At 73.2% G+C, this 19,372-nt stretch carries 12 protein-coding genes; 7 read left to right on the forward strand and 5 right to left on the reverse strand.

The genetic code is table 11. The annotated features are described in order from the left end of the window. Window positions 1-191 precede the first annotated feature (191 nt). Entirely contained in the window at window positions 192-2,720 is a 2,529-nt protein-coding gene (pcrA, locus tag OG435_RS27820) for a DNA helicase PcrA (protein WP_266880678.1), read from the forward strand. A gap of 93 nt (window positions 2,721-2,813) precedes the next feature. Here pcrA and OG435_RS27825 read toward each other — a convergent pair whose 3' ends face one another. Next, entirely contained in the window at window positions 2,814-4,538 is a 1,725-nt protein-coding gene (locus OG435_RS27825) for a peptidoglycan DD-metalloendopeptidase family protein (RefSeq protein WP_430625696.1), read from the reverse strand. 161 nt (window positions 4,539-4,699) lie between these two features. Then, on the reverse strand, window positions 4,700-5,476 hold the full coding sequence (locus OG435_RS27830; protein ID WP_266880680.1) for an esterase/lipase family protein: 777 nt from the start codon (window positions 5,474-5,476) through the stop codon (window positions 4,700-4,702). Window positions 5,477-5,660: 184 nt separating this feature from the next. Between OG435_RS27830 and OG435_RS27835 the strand changes: the two genes are divergently transcribed. Further along, window positions 5,661-6,068, forward strand: coding sequence for a cobalamin B12-binding domain-containing protein (locus tag OG435_RS27835; protein ID WP_266880681.1), 408 nt, complete (start codon window positions 5,661-5,663; stop codon window positions 6,066-6,068). 349 nt (window positions 6,069-6,417) lie between these two features. On the opposite strand, the gene OG435_RS27840 is transcribed toward OG435_RS27835, so the two are convergent. Further along, window positions 6,418-7,998, reverse strand: coding sequence for a DUF5691 domain-containing protein (locus OG435_RS27840; RefSeq protein WP_266880682.1), 1,581 nt, complete (start codon window positions 7,996-7,998; stop codon window positions 6,418-6,420). Between the two features lie 217 nt (window positions 7,999-8,215). Next, window positions 8,216-9,595: an SWIM zinc finger family protein gene (locus tag OG435_RS27845; protein ID WP_266880683.1), complete on the reverse strand. Its 1,380-nt coding sequence runs from the start codon at window positions 9,593-9,595 to the stop codon at window positions 8,216-8,218. 135 nt (window positions 9,596-9,730) lie between these two features. On the opposite strand from OG435_RS27845, the gene OG435_RS27850 reads away from it, so the two are divergent. The 5 genes from OG435_RS27850 (at window position 9,731) to sucD (ending at window position 17,126) form a co-directional block, all read left to right on the forward strand. Next, window positions 9,731-10,837 (forward strand): ATP-binding protein, encoded by a 1,107-nt coding sequence (locus tag OG435_RS27850; protein WP_266880684.1) that lies wholly within the window; start codon window positions 9,731-9,733, stop codon window positions 10,835-10,837. After that, window positions 10,834-13,131 carry a DUF5682 family protein gene (locus OG435_RS27855; protein WP_266880685.1) on the forward strand — a complete coding sequence of 766 codons (2,298 nt, stop codon included), beginning with the start codon at window positions 10,834-10,836 and terminating at the stop codon, window positions 13,129-13,131. Before OG435_RS27850 ends, OG435_RS27855 begins: the two co-directional genes overlap by 4 nt. 456 nt (window positions 13,132-13,587) lie before the next feature. Beyond that, window positions 13,588-14,739, forward strand: a complete 1,152-nt coding sequence (locus OG435_RS27860) for a VWA domain-containing protein (protein ID WP_266880686.1) — start codon at window positions 13,588-13,590, stop codon at window positions 14,737-14,739. Between the two features lie 296 nt (window positions 14,740-15,035). Continuing rightward, window positions 15,036-16,214 (forward strand): ADP-forming succinate--CoA ligase subunit beta, encoded by a 1,179-nt coding sequence (gene sucC / locus OG435_RS27865; protein WP_266880687.1) that lies wholly within the window; start codon window positions 15,036-15,038, stop codon window positions 16,212-16,214. Window positions 16,215-16,235: 21 nt separating this feature from the next. Then, the gene (gene sucD / locus OG435_RS27870) at window positions 16,236-17,126 is read left to right on the forward strand and encodes a succinate--CoA ligase subunit alpha (RefSeq protein ID WP_266880688.1); all 891 of its coding nucleotides are present in this window, start codon (window positions 16,236-16,238) and stop codon (window positions 17,124-17,126) included. Between the two features lie 117 nt (window positions 17,127-17,243). Here the strand turns inward: sucD and OG435_RS50750 are convergent, their stop codons facing one another. Beyond that, window positions 17,244-19,265, reverse strand: a complete 2,022-nt coding sequence (locus OG435_RS50750; protein ID WP_430625697.1) for a helix-turn-helix domain-containing protein — start codon at window positions 19,263-19,265, stop codon at window positions 17,244-17,246. Window positions 19,266-19,372 lie beyond the last annotated feature (107 nt).

Raw genomic sequence — 19,372 nt, forward strand, 5'->3', positions numbered from 1 at the left:
GGCCGGCACCTCCTTCCGGTTGGCGGAGCACGCTAGCGGCGGAGGGGTCGCTCCGGAAGGGGGCGGGAGGGGTCCGCAGGGCATATGCCGCCGAATTTTTCGGGGCGGGGCCGGGATTTTCCCGGGGGCGGGACGGGGATTTTCCGGGGGCGGGACCGGCTGTCGGTCCCGCCCCCTAAACTCGGAAGGCGATGAGCAGCCTCTTTGACGACAGCTTCCTGGCCGACCTCTCCCCCTCCGAAGAGGTCCCCCCGCCGCCCGAAGACCACGCCGCCCCCGAGACGGGCGCGGACGATCTCTTCGGGGGCCGGTTCGACGCGCCCCTCTCCGGGGACGCGTACTACCGCGACGGCGCCCCCAGGCCCGTCATCGACCCGGCGGCCCTCCTGGAGGGGCTGAACACGGAGCAGCGCGCCGCCGTGGTGCACGCGGGCTCCCCACTGCTCATCGTGGCCGGCGCCGGCTCCGGCAAGACGCGCGTGCTGACGCACCGCATCGGCCACCTGCTGGGCGCGCGCGGGGTCCACCCCGGCCAGATCCTGGCGATCACCTTCACCAACAAGGCCGCCGGTGAGATGAAGGAGCGCGTCGAGGGCCTGGTCGGCCCGCGCGCGAACGCCATGTGGGTCTCCACCTTCCACAGCGCGTGCGTGCGCATCCTGCGCCGCGAGTCCAAGCGGCTGGGTTTCACCTCCTCCTTCTCGATCTACGACGCGGCCGACTCGAAGCGCCTGATGGCGCTCGTCTGCCGCGACCTGGACCTGGACCCGAAGAAGTTCCCGCCGAAGGCCTTCAGCGCCAAGATCTCGAACCTCAAGAACGAGCTCATCGACGCGGACGCCTTCGCCGGGCAGGCCGCGGACGGCTTCGAGAAGACCCTCGCCCAGGCGTACGCGATGTACCAGGGGCGCCTCGGCGAGGCCAACGCGCTCGACTTCGACGACATCATCATGACCACCGTCCACCTGCTCCAGGCCTTCCCGGACGTCGCCGAGCACTATCGGCGCCGCTTCCGGCACGTGCTGGTCGACGAGTACCAGGACACCAACCACGCCCAGTACACGCTCGTGCGCGAGCTGGTCGGCACCGGCTACCCGGACCTGCCGCCCGCCGAGCTGTGCGTGGTGGGTGACGCCGACCAGTCGATCTACGCCTTCCGCGGCGCGACGATCCGCAACATCCTCCAGTTCGAAGAGGACTACGCGGACGCGACCACGATCCTGCTGGAGCAGAACTACCGCTCCACCCAGACGATCCTGTCCGCCGCCAACGCGGTCATCGAGCGCAACGAGAACCGCCGCGCGAAGAACCTGTGGACGGAGGCCGGCAGCGGCTCCGTCATCACCGGCTACGTCGCGGACACCGAGCACGACGAGGCGCAGTTCATCGCCGACGAGATCGACCGGCTGACGGACGCGGGCGACGCGAAGGCCGGCGACGTCGCGATCTTCTACCGGACCAACGCGCAGTCCCGTGTGTTCGAGGAGATCTTCATCCGCGTCGGACTGCCCTACAAGGTCGTCGGCGGCGTCCGGTTCTACGAGCGCAAGGAGGTCCGCGACGTCCTCGCGTACCTGCGCGTCCTGTCGAATCCCGAGGACAACGTCCCGCTCCGCCGGATCCTGAACGTGCCCAAGCGCGGGATCGGCGAGCGCGCCGAGGCGATGATCGACGCGCTGGCGATGCGCGAGAAGATCACCTTCCCGCAGGCGCTTCGCCGGGTCGACGAGGCCTTCGGCATGGCCGCCCGCTCGACCAACGCCGTCAAGCGCTTCAACGTGCTGATGGAGGAGCTCCGTACGATCGTCGACTCCGGCGCCGGCCCGGCCGTGGTCCTGGAAGCGGTCCTGGAGCGTACGGGCTACCTCGCCGAACTCCAGGCCTCGACCGACCCGCAGGACGAGACGCGCATCGAGAACCTTCAGGAGCTCGCGGCCGTGGCGCTCGAGTTCGAGCAGGCACGGGAAGCGGCGGCGGCCGAGGCCGCCGAGAACGGCGCCCCGCCGGTGGGCCCCGGCACGCTCGCCGAGTTCCTGGAGCAGGTCGCGCTGGTCGCCGACTCCGACCAGATCCCGGACGAGGACACCGACGGCAACGGGGTCATCACCCTCATGACCCTGCACACCGCCAAGGGCCTCGAGTTCCCGGTGGTCTTCCTGACCGGCATGGAGGACGGGGTCTTCCCGCACATGCGCGCGCTGGGACAGACCAAGGAGCTGGAGGAGGAGCGCCGCCTCGCCTACGTCGGCATCACGCGGGCGCGCGAGCGGTTGTACCTGACGCGGTCCAGCATGCGCAGTGCCTGGGGCACCCCGTCGTACAACCCGCCGTCGCGGTTCCTGGAAGAGATTCCGGCCGAGTACCTGCAGTGGAAGCGGACGGGCGCGGCGCAGAAGCCGGCCGGCCCGATGCGCAGCTCCGGGTACGGGTCCTCGGGCTCGGGCGGCGGCGGATCGAAGGCCACCTTCGGCACCTCGCCGGAGGCCTTCCTGTCCTCTTCGCGTACGAAGTCGGGCCCGTCGGGGTTCGCGACGCGGCGGGCCTCCGACAAGCCGGTCATCGCGCTGGTGGTCGGGGACCGGGTCACGCACGACCAGTTCGGGCTGGGCACGGTCATGGAGGTCAGGGGAGCGGGCGCGGACGCGCAGGCCACCATCGACTTCGGGGACGAGAAGCCGAAGCGGCTGCTGCTGCGGTACGCGCCGGTGCAGAAGCTCTAGCGGGAGCCGAGGCGAGGCCGGACGTCCCGCGCCGCGGGTAACTGGAAGGGCCCGCCCCCTCGGGGGGCGGGCCCTTCCACGTCGTGCGCCGTCCTAGTTCGGGTTCAGGCCCTTGGCGCGCAGCCAGGCCTGCGGGTCGACCGGGGAGCCGCCGCCCGGCCTCACCTCGAAGTGGAGGTGCGGGCCGGTGGAGTTGCCGGAGTTGCCGGAGTACGCGATCACGTCGCCGGCCTTGACCTTGCCGGAGCGGATCTTGGCGCTGCTGAGGTGGCAGTACCAGGTCTCGGTGCCGTCGGCCGCGGTGAGTATCACCATGTTGCCGTAGGCGGAGTTCCACTGGCTGCGCACGGTTCCGTCGGTGGCCGCCATGACCGAAGTCCCGTAGGACACCGGGAAGTCGATGCCGGTGTGCACGGACATCCAGTTGACGCCCGCCTGGCCGAAGCCGGCGCTGAGGCCGTGCCGTGCGACGGGGAGCGCGAACTTGGGGCGGGCCGCTTCCTTGGCCGCGGCCTCCTCCGCCTTCCGCTTCTTCTCCTCGTCCTGGCGCAGGCGCAGGTCGATGCGTTCCTGGGTGCGGCTCGCGCGGTCCGCGAAGTCGCCCGCATCGGCGCTGAGGGCGGTGAGCTGCGTGTCGAGCTTGCTGTTCGCCGCGACCGGCTTGATGGAGGCCGGGTCGGGCGCGGCCAGGGTGGTGGTCTCCTCGGACGGCTTCTCCGTACCGGTGAGCCCGCCCACGGAGGCGGCGGCCACACCCGCGACACCCATCACGCAGGCCGAGGGAACGGCCACGGTCAGCAGCGCGGAACGCTTGGCCGGGGTACGACGCCGGTTGCTGGCACCGGCCTTGGCGGTGCTCGCCTTGGCGACGGGCTTCGAGGCGGGCTTGGAGCCGGCGCGGCGCGAGGGGCGGGGCCCGGCCGGGGTCACGGGCATGGTCTGGGTGGGGAGGTCGTGGACCTGGGAGTCCGGATCCAGGTCCAGGTCCAGGTCCAAGTTCCGGGCCAGGTCCGCGTCCGTGTCGTCGGTCTCGACGTCGCCATGGGCATCGGCACCGGCGGGGAGGAACTCGAAGACGGCGGTCTCGGTGTAGGCCGTCTCGGCCTCGACCTCGGCCTCGGGCGAGGAGGGAGCGGTGGCGTAGGCCTCGTACCCGTAGTCGTAGGCGTACTGCTGCTCGTAGCCGTGGGCGTGTGCCTGGGCCTGGGGCTGATCCTGCGTCGGCTCCGGGGCTTGCTGCTCGTAGCCGCCGCTGTAGCCGTAGGTCTGCTCGGTGGCCGTGTTCCAGGCGGTGGCGTCGTAGGTTCCGGTCTCGGTCCCGTAGCCCGGGACCGACCAGTGGCCGGTCTGTTCGGCGGACGTGTCGTAGCCGAACGCGGTGGACTGGTAGTCCAGGGAGACGCCGCCCTGCGTGGGGACGGTCGAGAGGTAGCCGTCGGGTGCGGCGTAGCCGGCGTAGCCGTCGGCGGACGGCTGCGCGTAGTCGTTCTGGGGGGCGGTCCATGCCGTGGTGTCGTACGAGCCGGTGTCGTAGGAACCGTAGGTGGAGCCGTAGTTGTAGCCCTGGTCCTGCGTTTCATAGCGCGTAAACGCTGAATCGCCAGCGAAAGTGGTGGTGGAAAGGCCGTCATACCCGAAATCGGGGTACTGGCCCGACGAGGGGCGGTCGTTCACCAACTTCTCTTTCGCCTCGGCAGCGGGGGGCCTGGGTGGCCGAGGAATGTGGGGTCCTCGGAGGAGAGCAGTGGCGTGACTGTACCCGGCGGTTACTCGCAACGACAATCTTCGGAGGGATTCGTGCTCGGCGGAACCGGGCATTCGGCCGCCTTTCGGTCGGCCGAAGACCCAGCCTTGGCCTTGAGTTCGAAAGACGTTCGACTGGGCGCCGCTTTTCGCTCCCACGGTCGAGGTCCCGGCGGGCGCCCGATGGGGTGGCCGGTGGGGTGGCAGGTGGGCTGACTGCTGGGGTGGCCGGCCGGTCAGGCGACGGAAGCTGCGCCGGGGTGCGGGAGGGCGGTCGGCCTGGGCCCGTCGAGTGCGCGCCGGACCGCCGCGATGACGGTGGGGTGCGCGGGCAGGGCGAGGTGTCCGATGCCGGTGACCTGCACGTTCTCCACGAGCAGGTCCGGGTGCTCGATGCGGGCCGTCCCGGTCGGGTCCATCAATGCGTCGAACTCGCTCCAGAACGCCACGCACCGGGTCAGGCAGCCGGGCGCGGGCGCGCGAAGTTCGGCGATCACCTCGGAATCCGGGCGCATTTGCCGGACCAGGGGGTGCGCGTCCATGAACGGCGCCACGCGGGTGCCGGAATGCGGGGTGCCGAGCGTGACGAGCGTGCGGACGCGCGCGTCGCCGCCGAGGCGCTGGACGTAGTACCGCCCGACCAGTCCGCCGAGGCTGTGCCCCACGAGGTCCACCCGGTCCTGACCCGTGCGCTCGCACAGCTCCTCGACGCGGCGGGCGAGGTGCCGGGCCGTGACGCGCAGGTCGCGCGTGAAGGGGGAGTAGTTGTACGACTCCACCTGCCGCCGGCCGCAGGCACCCAGGGTGCGGCGCAGCAGGACGAAGACGGAGCGGTTGTCGGTGAATCCGTGGAGCAGGAGGACCGGCGGGCGCTCGTGGGCGGTGGTGGTGGTTGCTGTGGCGGCGGGTCGCTCCGGGAGTACTCCGGTGGGATACAGGAGGATGTGCCCGCCGAGCACGATCGCTTCCAGTACACCGGCGCGCAGCGCGGCCCCGGACATGGTCAGTCCCATGGACGGCCCCCCCCGTAGGTCATGGCGACTCGGGACCGGGGCGTCCTACCGCCCCGTGCCGGGCGGCTGTCGGCGCGGAGCGGTGGTACGCCATCCCACGTGTGATTTCCCCCTCGTGGTTGACCGCGAAACGGGGGTGTGCGCGATGCTGTACTTAACGTTCGTTCACTCGGGAGGCAGTGCGATGGGTGTGACCGGTCCGATCCGTGTGGTGGTGGCCAAGCCGGGCCTCGACGGCCACGACCGAGGCGCCAAGGTGATCGCGCGGGCCCTGCGGGACGCGGGCATGGAGGTCATCTACACCGGCCTCCACCAGACCCCCGAACAGATCGTCGACACGGCGATCCAGGAGGACGCCGACGCGATCGGTCTCTCGATCCTGTCGGGGGCGCACAACACGCTGTTCGCGCGCGTGCTGGAACTCCTCGCGGAGCGCGATGCGGAGGACATCAAGGTGTTCGGTGGCGGGATCATCCCGGAGGCGGACATCGCTCCGCTGAAGGAGAAGGGCGTGGCCGAGATCTTCACTCCGGGGGCGACGACTACGGCCATCGTGGACTGGGTGCGGGCGCACGTCCGCCAGGCGGTGTAGCGGCGGGGCGCGGCGCGGCGGTGTCGCCGGGGACCAGTCCCCGGGCCCCTGTGCCTCAAGCGCCGGCGGGGCTGGGGCTTTCCTGTGCGCGGGTTGGCTGCGGGTGGGGGCCGGTGCCGGGGGCGGGGTGGGGTGTTGGCCTGGACTGCATGATTTAGGCGCCCTGTGCCCGACGTTCGATAGTTGTGGCTTCTTTGTGCGCCACAAATCACGCTTTACGTCCCGGCCAACACCCCACCCCGCCCCCGTCCCCGGCCCTGGTCCCGCAGCCCCCGTCCCCGGCCCTGGCCGCAGCCCCCGACCCCGGCCGGGGGCAGCTCGGTCTCGGCCGGGGGACATTTGGCCCGGGTCAGTGGGTAGGGGGCGGGGTTAGTTCTGTGTGTAGGGCGGCTCGTAGGCGCAGGGTGGCTACCAGGCGTTGGAAGGCTTCCGACCAGTACGCCGCCGCACCGCCCTCCTCCACCGGCTCCGCCGCCAACGCGTCGAGCCTCCCCGCCTCCGCAGGATCAAGGCACCGCTCCGCCAGTCCCATCACTCCGCTGAAGCTCCACGGGTAGCCGCCCGTCTCCCGCGCGGAGTCCAGCGCCTCGATCACCACTCTCCCCAGGGCCCCCGCCCACGGCACCAGACATACCCCGAGCAGTTGGAACGCCTCCGACAGCCCGTGTGTGCGTATGAACTCCGCGACCCAGGCAGCTCGTTCCTCTTCTCCGAGGGTGGACAGGAGTTTCGCCCGCTCCGCCAGCGACGCCGTCGCCGGTCCCGCCGCGGGTGGTGCGGACGCCTCGCCGAGCAGGGCCTGCGACCACGCGGGGTCGCCCTGGCGCACCGCGGCCCGGCACCAGGCCGCGTGGAGTTCCTCCGCCCAGCCCTCGGCCACCGGCAGGGCCACGATCTCCGCCGGGCCGAGCCCCCCGAACCGGTCCCGCCAGCACGACAGCGGCGCGGACTCCACCAGTTGCCCCAGCCACCAGGCCCGCTCCCCGCGGCCGGCCGGAGGCCGCTTGACCACGCCGTCGCGCAGCATCCCCGCATCGCACTCGGCCGGCGGCGTCACCCCCTCCGGGCCGACGCAGGTCAGTGCCCGCTCCGCCATCCGCCCGGCCAGCGCCGAGGTCGGCAGCGCGGACAGCAGTTCGGCGGCGGTCGCCCGGACGTTGCGGCTGCGGTCGCCCAGTGCCGCCTCCAGGAAGGGCTCGTCGCCCGCCGACAGCCCCACCCGCAAGGAGTCGAGGAACATCAGCCGGTCCTCGGCCCGCTCGGTGCTCCACGTGGTCTCCAGCAGCCGTGGTCCGGCGGCCGCCTCGTGGGCCCGTACGAGACCGAGCAGCGCGACCCGCTCCGCGAACAGCCCCTCCTGCCACAACCGCTCCACCGCCACCGAATCCTCGGCGTCCGGCAGTTCGCCGGCGCCCCCGGATCCCCCGCGCAGCGCGAACCGCCAGTCCGGATTGAGCCGGGCCAGCCACAGCCCGCGGGTCCCGGCCAGGGCCAGTGCCTGTGGCCGGAGGTCGCTGCGGGCCCGGGCGACGTCCAGCAGCGCGGGTATCAATGAGGCCGGTGCGCGGTACCCGTGCTGTGCGGCGGCGGCCAGCCACTGCGGCAGCAGCTCCGTCAGGTCCGGGGCGGCCCCCCGCCGCCCGCTGCCGCTGCCCGCGCCGGCCCGGCCCGCCAGCAGCTGCGCGAGCCGCCGCCCGGCGGCCTCCGGCGGCTCCGGACGCGGGTCGTGCGGCGCGGGCTCGGGGCGCGGCCCCGCCTCGGCGGGTCTCAGCCCGGCCCGGCGCCGTACCGTCTGCACGGCCGCGGCCCCGAGCAGGGCCCCGGGACTGCCCCGGCGCCGCTCGGTACCCAGCAGCGCGGCGCCCACCAGGTCGTCCCAACTCCCGCTCGTGTAAGCCGCGTCCGTCGTTCTTTCCGTGGTCGTGCTCACTGGATCCCCTCCCTGTTCGCTTCGCGTGCTCGCCGTGTGCAGGTGCCGTGCTCCGGTCCCGCCCCCTCCGCGGGACCGGAGCAGCTCGATCTCCTGTGGCACACACGGCCGCACCTACGGCCTCAACTGGCGTGGTTGTCGTCCACGAAAGCCCCCCGGCTTCACTCGTTTCGATTACGTCGGCGCCCCCGCGCCGCCGCCTTCCCCCTGCGCCCGCTCAGCCCAGCACCACCGGCTCCGAGGAGTCCGGATGCCAGGCCGTCAGCGGGGTGAATCCGAGGTGTCCGCATTCGCCGAACACCGTCAACGGGCCGCCGCCCGAGAGTGCGGCCAGCTGCCACAGCCCGGTCCCGGGCCGGCTCCCGGCCCCGGTCAGGGGCACGGGCAGGGCGGACGTCCCCTCCGCGTCCGCCAATTGCCAGGCCTCCGAGGCCTGTTGTTCCCCCTGCGCTCCTTCCTGTCGTCCTCCCGGTATCGGCACCACCGGGCCGAGCACCACCGGCCAGGACTCCAGCCAGGGGTCCTCGCGCAGTGCCGCCCCGTACGCCTCCAGTGCCGCGGTCGTGCTCACGCCTGCCGGCGCGGTCCGGCACGGTGCGGCCGGCCCGAACCCCTCCCCGAGGTCCGCGCGCAGCCCCGCCGAACCGGGCCGGAAGCGGGCTTCCGCCTCCAGCGCCAGGCCGACGGGCAACGCCAGCCCCGGCGGTCGCCCGGGCGGGCCGAAGTCCAGGACCAGAGCCGGTCGTCCGCTCCTCAGCCCGCGCAGCCATGTCCGGCGGGTGATGAGACGGCCGTCCGGCGACGCCGTGTCGTACTGGGCCAGCACGAGCCAGTGGTCCCGTACGGCCTCGCCTTCCGTCCGGGACTGCAGTCCCAGACGGCTGCGGACCGTCTCGACCAGCGGTTCCGGCAGCCCGGAAACGCCCAGCCAGGCCCGGTCCAGCAGGTGCAGCAGCGCGGCCTCCTCCAGCATCCGGGCGGGCCAGCCGGTGCCGCAACTGGGTATCGTCCCCAACTCCCTGACCCGGGAGGCCAGTCCGGGCGCCTGGGCGTCGACCATTCGGGCGGCGGTCTCCTCCCAGGCCGCGTATCCCGCCCGTTCCTGACCGGCGAGGCCGCCGCGGACCAGGTCCGCGAGCCGCTGTTCCAGCTCGGTGACGCCCGCGCCGATCCGGGCCGCACGCCGCTCGGCCCGCTTGCGGGCCCCTTCGGCGTCGGCCGGTCCGGAGCGGCCGGTGGCGGGGCGCGCGGCCTTCGCCGCCCGCTCCGCGAGCCACTCGCCCGCCCAGTCCGGAGCCCCGGACGAGGTGTCGAGCCCCTCCGCGGCCCAGAGCAGCAGCAGGCCGAGCGCGTGCTTGCACGGGAACTTCCGGCTCGGGCAGGAGCACTTGTACGCCGGCCCGGACAGGTCGACGACCGTCCGGTACGGCGTGCTGCCGCTGCCCTTGCACAACCCCCACACCGCACCGGAAGCGGAACCTCCGGTCTGTGACCACGGCCCCGCACCGCCGAGTCTGGCCCCCGCCTTGCGTGAGGCATCGTCAGGAGCCAGAGCCAGTACCTGTTCCGCCGTCCAGCGGACACCCTGCTCAGTCATGTGTCCCACCGTAGAGACCCCCACTGACAATCGCTCTGACCTGCAACGACGCATCTCCTGGGGTCCGTTGTCAGTGGTCGGGTGCATCGTGGTTCCAGCAGTCGTCAAGCGGCTGCGGAGCATTGGAGGGGGACCATGGCCACGACGGGGAACGAGACCACCGCAGAGGCGCTGCGACCGCACGCCGAAGACGCCTTCGCGCACGAACTGAAAGCCCTGGCGGCAGCCGACGACCGGCCCCGCCCGGTCCGCTGGAAGCTCTCCCCGTGGGCCGTGGCGACGTACCTGCAGGGCGGCACGCTCGGGGACGGCACCGTCATCACACCCAAGTACGTCGGCCCGCGCCGGATCGTCGAGGTGGCCGTCACCACCCTCGCCACCGACCGCGCGCTGCTGCTCCTCGGAGTGCCCGGCACCGCCAAGACCTGGGTGTCCGAGCACCTCGCGGCCGCCGTCAGCGGAGATTCCACCCTCCTGGTCCAGGGCACCGCCGGCACCCCGGAGGAGGCCATCCGCTACGGCTGGAACTACGCCCGCCTCCTCGCCCACGGACCGAGCCGCGAAGCACTCGTACCGAGCCCGGTCATGCGGGCCATGGCCGAGGGCATGACCGCCCGCGTCGAGGAGCTCACCCGGATCCCCGCCGACGTCCAGGACACCCTCATCACCGTCCTGTCCGAGAAGACGCTCCCGATACCGGAGCTCGGCCAGGAGGTGCAGGCCGTGCGCGGCTTCAACCTCATCGCCACCGCCAACGACCGCGACCGCGGGGTCAACGAGCTCTCCAGCGCGCTGCGCAGGCGCTTCAACACCGTCGTCCTGCCGCTGCCCGCCACCGCCGACGCCGAGGTCGACATCGTCGCCCGCCGCGTCGACCAGATGGGCCGCGCCCTGGACCTGCCGGCCGCCCCGGAGGGCCTGGAGGAGATCCGCCGCGTCGTCACCGTCTTCCGCGAGCTGCGCGGCGGAGTCACCGTCGACGGGCGGACGAAGGTCAAGTCGCCCAGCGGCACCCTGTCCACCGCCGAGGCCATCTCGGTGGTCACCGGCGGCCTCGCCCTGGCGGCCCACTTCGGGGACGGCGTCCTGCGCCCCTCCGACGTGGCCGCGGGGATCCTCGGGGCCGTCGTCCGGGACCCGGCCGCCGACCAGGTCGTCTGGCAGGAGTACCTGGAGGCCGTGGTCCGCGAGCGCGAGGGCTGGAAGGACTTCTACCGGGCCTGCCGGGAGGTGACGGCATGAGCCCGCTGCTCCTGGGCGTACGGCACCACGGGCCCGGCTCGGCCCGTGCCGTGCGGGCCGCCCTGGACGCGGCCCGGCCCGCGGCGGTGCTGATCGAGGGGCCGCCGGAGGGGGACGCCCTGCTCCCGCTGGCCGCGGACCCGGGGATGCGGCCGCCCGTCGCGCTCCTCGCCCACGCGGCCGACGATCCCGGCCGGGCCGCGTTCTGGCCGCTGGCCGGCTTCTCCCCGGAATGGGAGGCCATCCGGTGGGCGCAGGAGCGGGAGCTGCCGGTCCGGTTCATCGACCTCCCGGCCGCGCACTCCCTGGCCGTGCCGGAGAGCGGGGAGGAGGCCGAGGACGGGGCCGGCGACCCGGACGGGGATGGGAGCGGCGCGGCGCCCGGGTCCGTACGGCTGGATCCGCTGGCCGTGCTGGCCGCGACCGCCGGGTACGAGGATCCCGAGCGGTGGTGGGAGGACGTGGTCGAGCACCGCGGCGGAGCCGGTCCGGCGGCCGACCCGCTGGGCGTGTTCGAGGCGCTCGGGGAGGCCATGGGCGCCCTGCGCGAGGAGTACGGAGCGGGCGGGCACCACCGGGACCTGGTGCGCGAGGCGTACATGCGCCAGCGGATGCGGGCCGCGCGCCGGGAGTTCGGCGACGACTACGCCGTGATCTGCGGGGCCTGGCACGTCCCGGCCCTGCGGGCGAGGACCACCGCGGCCGCGGACAAGGCGCTCCTCACCGGGCTGCCCAAGGTCAAGGTGGAGACCACCTGGGTGCCCTGGACCCACCGGCGCCTCGCCCGGGCCGGGGGGTACGGCGCGGGCATCACCTCGCCCGGCTGGTACGCGCACCTCTTCGCGGCCCGGGACCGGCCCGTGGAGCGCTGGCTGACCAAGGTCGCGGGCCTGCTCCGCGAGGAGGACCGGCACGTGTCCCCGGCCCACGTCATCGAAGCGGTCCGGCTCGCCGACACCCTGGCCGCGATGCGGGGCCGGCCGGTGCCGGGGCTCACGGAGACCCTGGAAGCCGTCCGGGCCGTGATGTGCGACGGCTCCGACATACCGCTCGCACTGATCGAGGACCGGCTCGTCGTCGGTGACGTGCTCGGCGAAGTCCCCGACGCGGCGCCCGTCGTACCGCTCCAGCGCGACCTGACCCGGCAGCAGCGCTCGCTGCGGCTCAAGCCCGAGGCGCAGGACCGGGAGCTGGAGCTCGACCTGCGCAAGGACACCGACGCGGCCAAGTCCCTGCTGCTGCACCGGCTGCGGCTGCTCGGCATCGACTGGGGCGTACCGACGGCCTCCCGGGGGAGCACGGGCACCTTCCGCGAGACCTGGCGCCTGCGCTGGGAGCCGGAGCTCGCGGTGCGGGTGGCCGAAGCCGGCATCTGGGGGACCACCGTCCTCGGGGCGGCCACCGCCAGGGCCGAGGCCGACGCGACGGGCGCCGGGGAGCTGGGCGAGGTCACCGCCCTCGCGGAGCGGTGCCTGCTGGCCGGGCTGTCGGGGGCCCTGCCCGCCGTCCTGCGGGCCCTCGCCGACCGGGCGGCGCTGGACACCGATGTGGCGGGCCTGGCCAAGGCCCTGCCCGCGCTGGCCCGTTCGCTGCGCTACGGGGACGTACGGGGCACCGACGCGGCCGCGCTGGGGACGGTGGCGGCCGGGCTCGCGGAGCGGATCTGCGTGGCGCTGCCGCCCGCCTGCGCGGCGGGGCTGGACGCCGACGCGGCGGAGGAGCTGCGGGGGCACGTGGACGGGGTGCACGGCGCGATCGGACTGCTCGACGCGGAGGGGCTGCGGGAGCGCTGGGCGGCGGTGCTGCGGACCCTGGCCGGGCGGGACACCGTCCCCGGGCTGATACGCGGGCGGGCGGCGCGGCTGCTGCTCGACGACGGGCGGCTGCCGCCCGAGGAGACCGCGCGGCTGATGGGGCTCTCGCTGTCCCCGGCGTGCGCGCCGGCCGACGCGGCGGGCTGGATCGAGGGGTTCGCGGGCGGGGGCTCGGGCGGCGGCACGCTGCTCGTGCACGACGAGCGGATGCTGGGGCTGATCGACGGCTGGCTGGTGTCGGTGCCGGAGCGGGCGTTCGTCGATGTGCTGCCGTTGCTGCGGAGGACCTTCGGTGGGTACGAGGCGGGGGTGCGGCGGACGCTGGGGGAGCTGGTCCGGCGTGGGCCCGGCCGGGGGCGGGCCGGTGGGGCGGGTCCGGGGGCGGCTGCGCCGGCCGGCTTCGGTCCGGAGCTGGACCCGGTCCGGGCGGATGCGGTGGTGGACCTGGTCCACCTCCTGCTGGCGGGGGCGCCCGCCTGAGGGGGCGGGCCGGGTGGGGGCCGGTCCGTGCGGGCCGGCCCGGGCCGGCCGTGCCGGGCCCCCGCCGGCACCTGCCGTGCGGGCCGGGCGTGCCGTGCCGGGATCCGGCTGGCACGTGCCGTGCGGGCCGCGCCGGGCCCCGGTAGGTGCGTGCCGGGCGGGCTGGGCGGGGCCGGGTGTGCCGCTGCGCGGGGTGTGGTCCCCTACCCGCCCTTCCACCGTTCCCCGGGGCTCCGCCCCGGACCCGCTGTCGGTGCGGCGCCGTTGCCGGGGGCCAGCCCCCGGACCCCCGCTCCTCAAACGCCGGAGGGGCTGAGTTTGCCTGCGGCGAAGGGCCAAGGGGTCCGGGGCACAGCCCCGGGGAACGGGCGAAGGGCGGGTAGGGGACCTCCGCCTTGCGCAGCAGCACCGGTTGGCCGGGTGGTCGGTATCGCTTCGAGAGTGGGAGATGGGCAGATGGCTGGTACGGAAGCCGCGGAGCGGTTGCGGCGGTGGCGGATGGTGCTCGGTGGGGGAGAGGCTGACGGGACCGGGTGTGCGCTGAGCGGGGCCGACGCCGGGATGGACGCCGCGCTCGGGGCGCTCTACGGGGCCGACGGCGGCGGGGGGAGGAAGCGGGCGGGGGAGCGGTCGGGCGGGCTCGGGGGGTCCGCGCCGCGGGTGGCGCGGTGGCTCGGGGACATCCGGACGTATTTCCCCACCTCCGTGGTGCAGGTCATGCAGCGGGACGCGATCCAGCGGCTCGGCCTGTCCGCGCTGCTGCTGGAGCCCGAGATGCTGGAGGCGGTGGAGCCGGACGTGCATCTCGTCGGCACCCTGCTCTCCCTCAACAAGGCCATGCCCGAGACGACGAGGGAGACCGCCCGCGCCGTCGTGCGCAAGGTGGTCGAGCAGGTGGAGAAGCGGCTCGCGAGCCGGACGCGGGCCACACTGACGGGCGCGCTCGACCGGTCCGCCCGAGTCAGCCGGCCGCGGCACGCGGACATCGACTGGGACCGGACCATCCGGGCGAACCTGAAGAACTACCTGCCCGAGTACCGGACCGTCGTTCCCGAGCGGCTGGTCGGGTACGGCCGCGCCGCGCGGGCGGTGAAGAAGGAGGTCGTGCTGTGCATCGACCAGTCCGGTTCGATGGCGGCCTCCGTCGTCTACGCCTCCGTCTTCGGGGCGGTGCTGGCCTCGATGCGGTCGATCGCGACCCGGCTGGTCGTCTTCGACACCGCGGTCGTCGATCTGACCGACCAGCTCGACGATCCCGTCGACGTGCTCTTCGGTACCCAGCTCGGCGGCGGCACCGACATCAACCGTGCGCTCGCCTACTGCCAGTCGAAGATCACCCGCCCCGCCGACACCGTCGTCGTCCTCATCAGTGATCTCTATGAGGGCGGCATACGCGACGAGATGCTGAAGCGGGTCGCGGCGATGAAGGCGGCGGGCGTGGAGTTCGTGACGCTGCTCGCGCTGTCCGACGAGGGCGCGCCCGCCTACGACCGGGACCACGCCGCCGCCCTCGCCGCGCTCGGCGCCCCGGCCTTCGCCTGCACCCCCGACCTGTTCCCGGAGGTGATGGCCGCGGCGCTGGAGAAGCGTCCCCTGCCCGTTCCGTGACCCCTTCCGCGACCCGTCCCGGGCAGCCCTTCCCGGGCCCGCCCATCGGCGGATCGCACGAAGATGCAGTTCAACCGTGAGGCGATCTGTGACAGGTATCACCGCTCAGGTGTGATCTGCGATTTAGGGACCTACGTCCCACGGGGATAACCTGCGGGACGGACATGCCGCGTCCACGGTCACCGTGTGCGCCTTCCTTGTGACAGCGCCGTCACGTTGCCCTCCGCGGCACGCCCACGCAGATAGCAGACAACCGCGAATCACTGCGAATCTTTGAAGACAAGGGACGGACGCGCGTGGACCTGTTCGAGTACCAGGCGAGGGACCTCTTCGCCAAGCACGGTGTACCGGTGCTGGCCGGTGAAGTGATCGACACGCCTGAGGCGGCGCGCGAGGCCACGGAGCGGCTGGGCGGCAAGTCGGTCGTCAAGGCGCAGGTGAAGGTCGGCGGCCGAGGCAAGGCAGGCGGCGTCAAGCTCGCCGCCACCCCGGATGAGGCCGTCGCCCGGGCGACGGACATCCTCGGGATGGACATCAAGGGCCACACGGTCCACAAGGTGATGATCGCCGAGACCGCTCCGGAGATCCTGGAGGAGTACTACGTCTCGTACCTCCTCGACCGCACCAACCGCACCTTCCTGGCCATGGCCTCGGTCGCGGGCGGCATGGACATCGAGCAGGTCGCCGAGGAGACCCCGGAGAAGCTCGCCAAGGTCCCGGTGAACGCCAACGAGGGCGTGACCATCGAGAAGGCCCGCGAGATCGTCGCGCTGGCGCAGTTCCCGGCCGAGGTGGCCGAGAAGGTCGCCGAGGTCCTCGTGACCCTGTGGGCGACCTTCATCGCCGAGGACGCGCTCCTCGTCGAGGTCAACCCGCTCGCGAAGGTCGCCAACGGCGACGTCATTGCGCTCGACGGCAAGGTCTCGCTCGACGAGAACGCCGAGTTCCGCCAGCCGGGCCACGAGGAGTTCGTGGACCACGCCGCCGCGAACCCGCTCGAGGCCGCCGCCAAGGCGAAGAACCTCAACTACGTGAAGCTCGACGGCGAGGTCGGCATCATCGGCAACGGCGCGGGTCTCGTCATGAGCACCCTCGACGTCGTCGCGTACGCCGGCGAGAACCACGGCGGCGTCAAGCCCGCCAACTTCCTGGACATCGGCGGTGGCGCCTCCGCCGCCGTCATGGCCAACGGTCTCGAGATCATCCTCGGCGACCCGGACGTCAAGTCCGTCTTCGTCAACGTCTTCGGTGGCATCACCGCCTGTGACGAGGTCGCGAACGGCATCGTCCAGGCCCTGAAGCTGCTCGAGGACAAGGGCGAGGCGGTCACCAAGCCGCTGGTCGTCCGCCTGGACGGCAACAACGCCGAGCTGGGTCGCAAGATCCTCTCGGACGCCAACCACCCGCTGGTGCAGCGCGTGGACACCATGGACGGCGCGGCCGACAAGGCCGCCGAGCTCGCGGCTGCGAAGTAAGGGCAGAGGTCACAGACTCACATGGCTATCTTCCTCAACAAGGACAGCAAGGTCATCGTCCAGGGCATGACCGGTGCCACGGGCATGAAGCACACCAAGCTGATGCTGGCTGACGGCACCGACATCGTCGGCGGCGTGAACCCGCGCAAGGCCGGCACCACCGTCGACTTCGACGGCACCGAGGTCCCGGTCTTCGGCTCCGTCGCCGAGGCGATGGAGAAGACGGGCGCCAACGTCTCCGTCCTCTTCGTCCCGCCGGCGTTCGCCAAGTCCGCCGTGGTCGAGGCGATCGACGCCGAGATCCCGCTGGCCGTCGTCATCACCGAGGGCATCGCGGTGCACGACTCCGCCGCCTTCTGGTCGTACGCCTCCAGCAAGGGCAACAAGACGCGGATCATCGGCCCGAACTGCCCGGGTCTGATCACCCCCGGCCAGTCCAACGCCGGCATCATCCCGGGCGACATCACCAAGCCCGGCCGCATCGGTCTCGTGTCCAAGTCGGGCACGCTGACCTACCAGATGATGTACGAGCTCCGTGACATCGGCTTCTCCTCCGCCGTCGGCATCGGTGGCGACCCGGTCATCGGCACCACGCACATCGACGCCCTCGAGGCGTTCGAGGCGGACCCCGACACCGACCTGATCGTCATGATCGGCGAGATCGGCGGCGACGCCGAGGAGCGTGCGGCGGACTTCATCGCGAAGAACGTCACCAAGCCGGTCGTCGGCTACGTCGCGGGCTTCACCGCCCCCGAGGGCAAGACGATGGGTCACGCCGGTGCGATCGTCTCCGGTTCTTCTGGCACCGCACAGGCCAAGAAGGAAGCCCTCGAGGCCGCCGGCGTGAAGGTCGGCAAGACGCCGACCGAGACCGCGAAGCTGGCGCGCGAGATCCTCAACGCCGCGAAGTAAGCGGCGGCGAGCAGGAAACAGCAGCCTTCGGCTGTACGTGCAGACGGGCGTGGCCCGCACCCTGTGAGGGGTGCGGGCCACGCCCGTCTCCGTGTGCGGGTGACGTCGGGCGGGCCGCTATTCGAGGCTCGGCGAGATCCGGGAGGGGCCTGCCGCCGGATCGGACAGCAGCTTGTCGTGGAGCTGGCGTCCCTCGTCCGTGAGATGCTGCGGGCCGCCGTGCGGGGGCACGCCCGACACGCTCGCGCCGGGGGCGCGCGGAGGTTCGTACTCGGTCGGGGCGGTCACCCAGGTGTACGCCGTCGCCGCGGCGATGACCGCCGACACCCCGACCACCGCACGCGTCCACAGCCGGTTCCGGTGCTCGCCGGCCACCCGTACGACGGCTGCCGCGCGCGGCTCCAGCAGCGCGGCCGGCCGCAGCGTGCCGAGCCGTTCGCGCAGCACCGCGGACTGCTTCGCGGGCGGTACGCCGTCCAGTTCGGGGAGCACGTCGGCGAGGTCGGCGTGCGCGTCGACGAGCCGGCTGCCCGCGGTCGGCGTGGAGGCCTCGGTCTCGGCGGCGGTGTCGGGGAGGTCGAGTCCGACCCCGTCGTAGAGCAGCACGGTGCGGCGGTGGGCCGGGGGCAGCTCGAGCATCGCGTCCAGGAGGACGCGGTCCGCGGGATCGGCCGGGGGCTCGTCGGGGTGCCGGTGGGAGCGCCGGAAGCGGTGCCAGGGGGAGAGCGCGTACTCGTACGTGGCCGCGCGCACCCACCCGACCGGATCGGGGTCGGTGGCCACCTCGGGCCAGCGGTCCCACGCCTGCTGGAAGGCGCGCTCCACGGCCTCGCAGGCGAGGGAGTGGCGGCCGGTGAGGAGGTAGGCCTGGCGGGCCAGGGCGGCGGCGGTGCGGTCGTAGAGGGCGTCGAAGGCGGAGACCGGCGTGGCCTTCGGGGCGGCCTCGGCCGTGGTGTCGTCGGGGTCGGCGCCGGGGTCGACCCCGGGTCCGGTGCCGGCGCCCACGGCCGGACCGCCCGCCTTGTCGGTGCCGCCCCCGGGCTCCGCCGACGCGAAGTCAGGCAGGGAGTCGGACACGGAGCCTGAAGGGGAGTCGGAGTCGGACGCGGAGTCCCGTGCGGGGTCCGGGTCGGAGCCCGGCCCGGTGGCCGCACCGGAGCCGGACCCGGTGGTGCTCGTCCGGGCGACGGGGTTGCCCGTGCCCGGTGCGGCGGCCTTCCCGGAGCGCGGATCGGAGTCCGGTCCGGAGCCGGGGTCTGAGCCGGTGTCAGAGGTCGCGCCCGTACCGGTGTTCGTGCCCGTACCCGTACCCGTACCCGTGCTCGGGAGGAGGGGGCCGCCGGGGCGCAGGGCCGCGCGGCCGCCTCCACCGTGGCCGCCGCCCGTCGCGGCTGCGGCCCCGGCCTTGACCGGGGACTTGGCCTCGTGCCGGGGCATCCCGACGGGGGGCTTCGCGGCGCGCTTGACGGCGGCCTTGGGCCGGGTCTGTGCGCCGACCGGCCGGGTGAGTCCGCGCATCATGCGCAGCCCGAACGGGACCCCGGAGGCCTCCGCGTCCACGGGAGCGGCGCCGGCCGCTGCGCCAGTGCCCTCGGCGGCGCTGTCGGGCGGCCCGCTGAACGCACCTGACGCCTCGTCCGCGTCCGTGTCCGACCCCGCGGGGCCGGTTGTGGTGCGGTCGCCGGGGGCTGACGCCCCGACGGCCCGCGCGTCGGTCCGCGGTGCGGCCGTCCCGTTGGCCCAGGCGGGCCGCCGCGTGGGCCGGTCGGGCGTACCGGTGGTGGCCTCCGACGCCCCGGCGCCGCCGCTGCGGACCTGCGCCGGGTCGGTGGCGGAGCCCGCGTCAGGCCCTTCGGCCCGGTCCGGGCCGTTCCGGGCGGGCGAGCCCTCGGCCCGGGCCGTGGGGCCCGAAGGGGCGGAGTCCGGAGAGGTGTCGGCCGACAGGCGGGACAGGAGCTTGGAGTAGGCCTCCAGCTTGCGGCCCCGGGGGTTGCTGCGGCCGGTCTCCCAGGATCGGACCGTGTTCGAGGTGACGCCCACCGCCGCCGCGACCTCTTCGTGCGTCAGATCGGCCGCTTCGCGCAGGCGTCGGCGTTCCTTCGGGGTGGGGAGGCCCAGCTCCGTGACGCTTTGTGTCATGCCACACTCCCCGCGACCCGGACGCCCTGAGCGAAAAAGTACATAAACGTATATTGAGCGACACCACGGTCATTCGCCTGTTACCCGCCCATAGCGCGTGTCGTTGG

It is taken from the genome of Streptomyces sp. NBC_01264 (genome assembly GCF_026340675.1).
Lineage (GTDB): Bacteria > Actinomycetota > Actinomycetes > Streptomycetales > Streptomycetaceae > Streptomyces.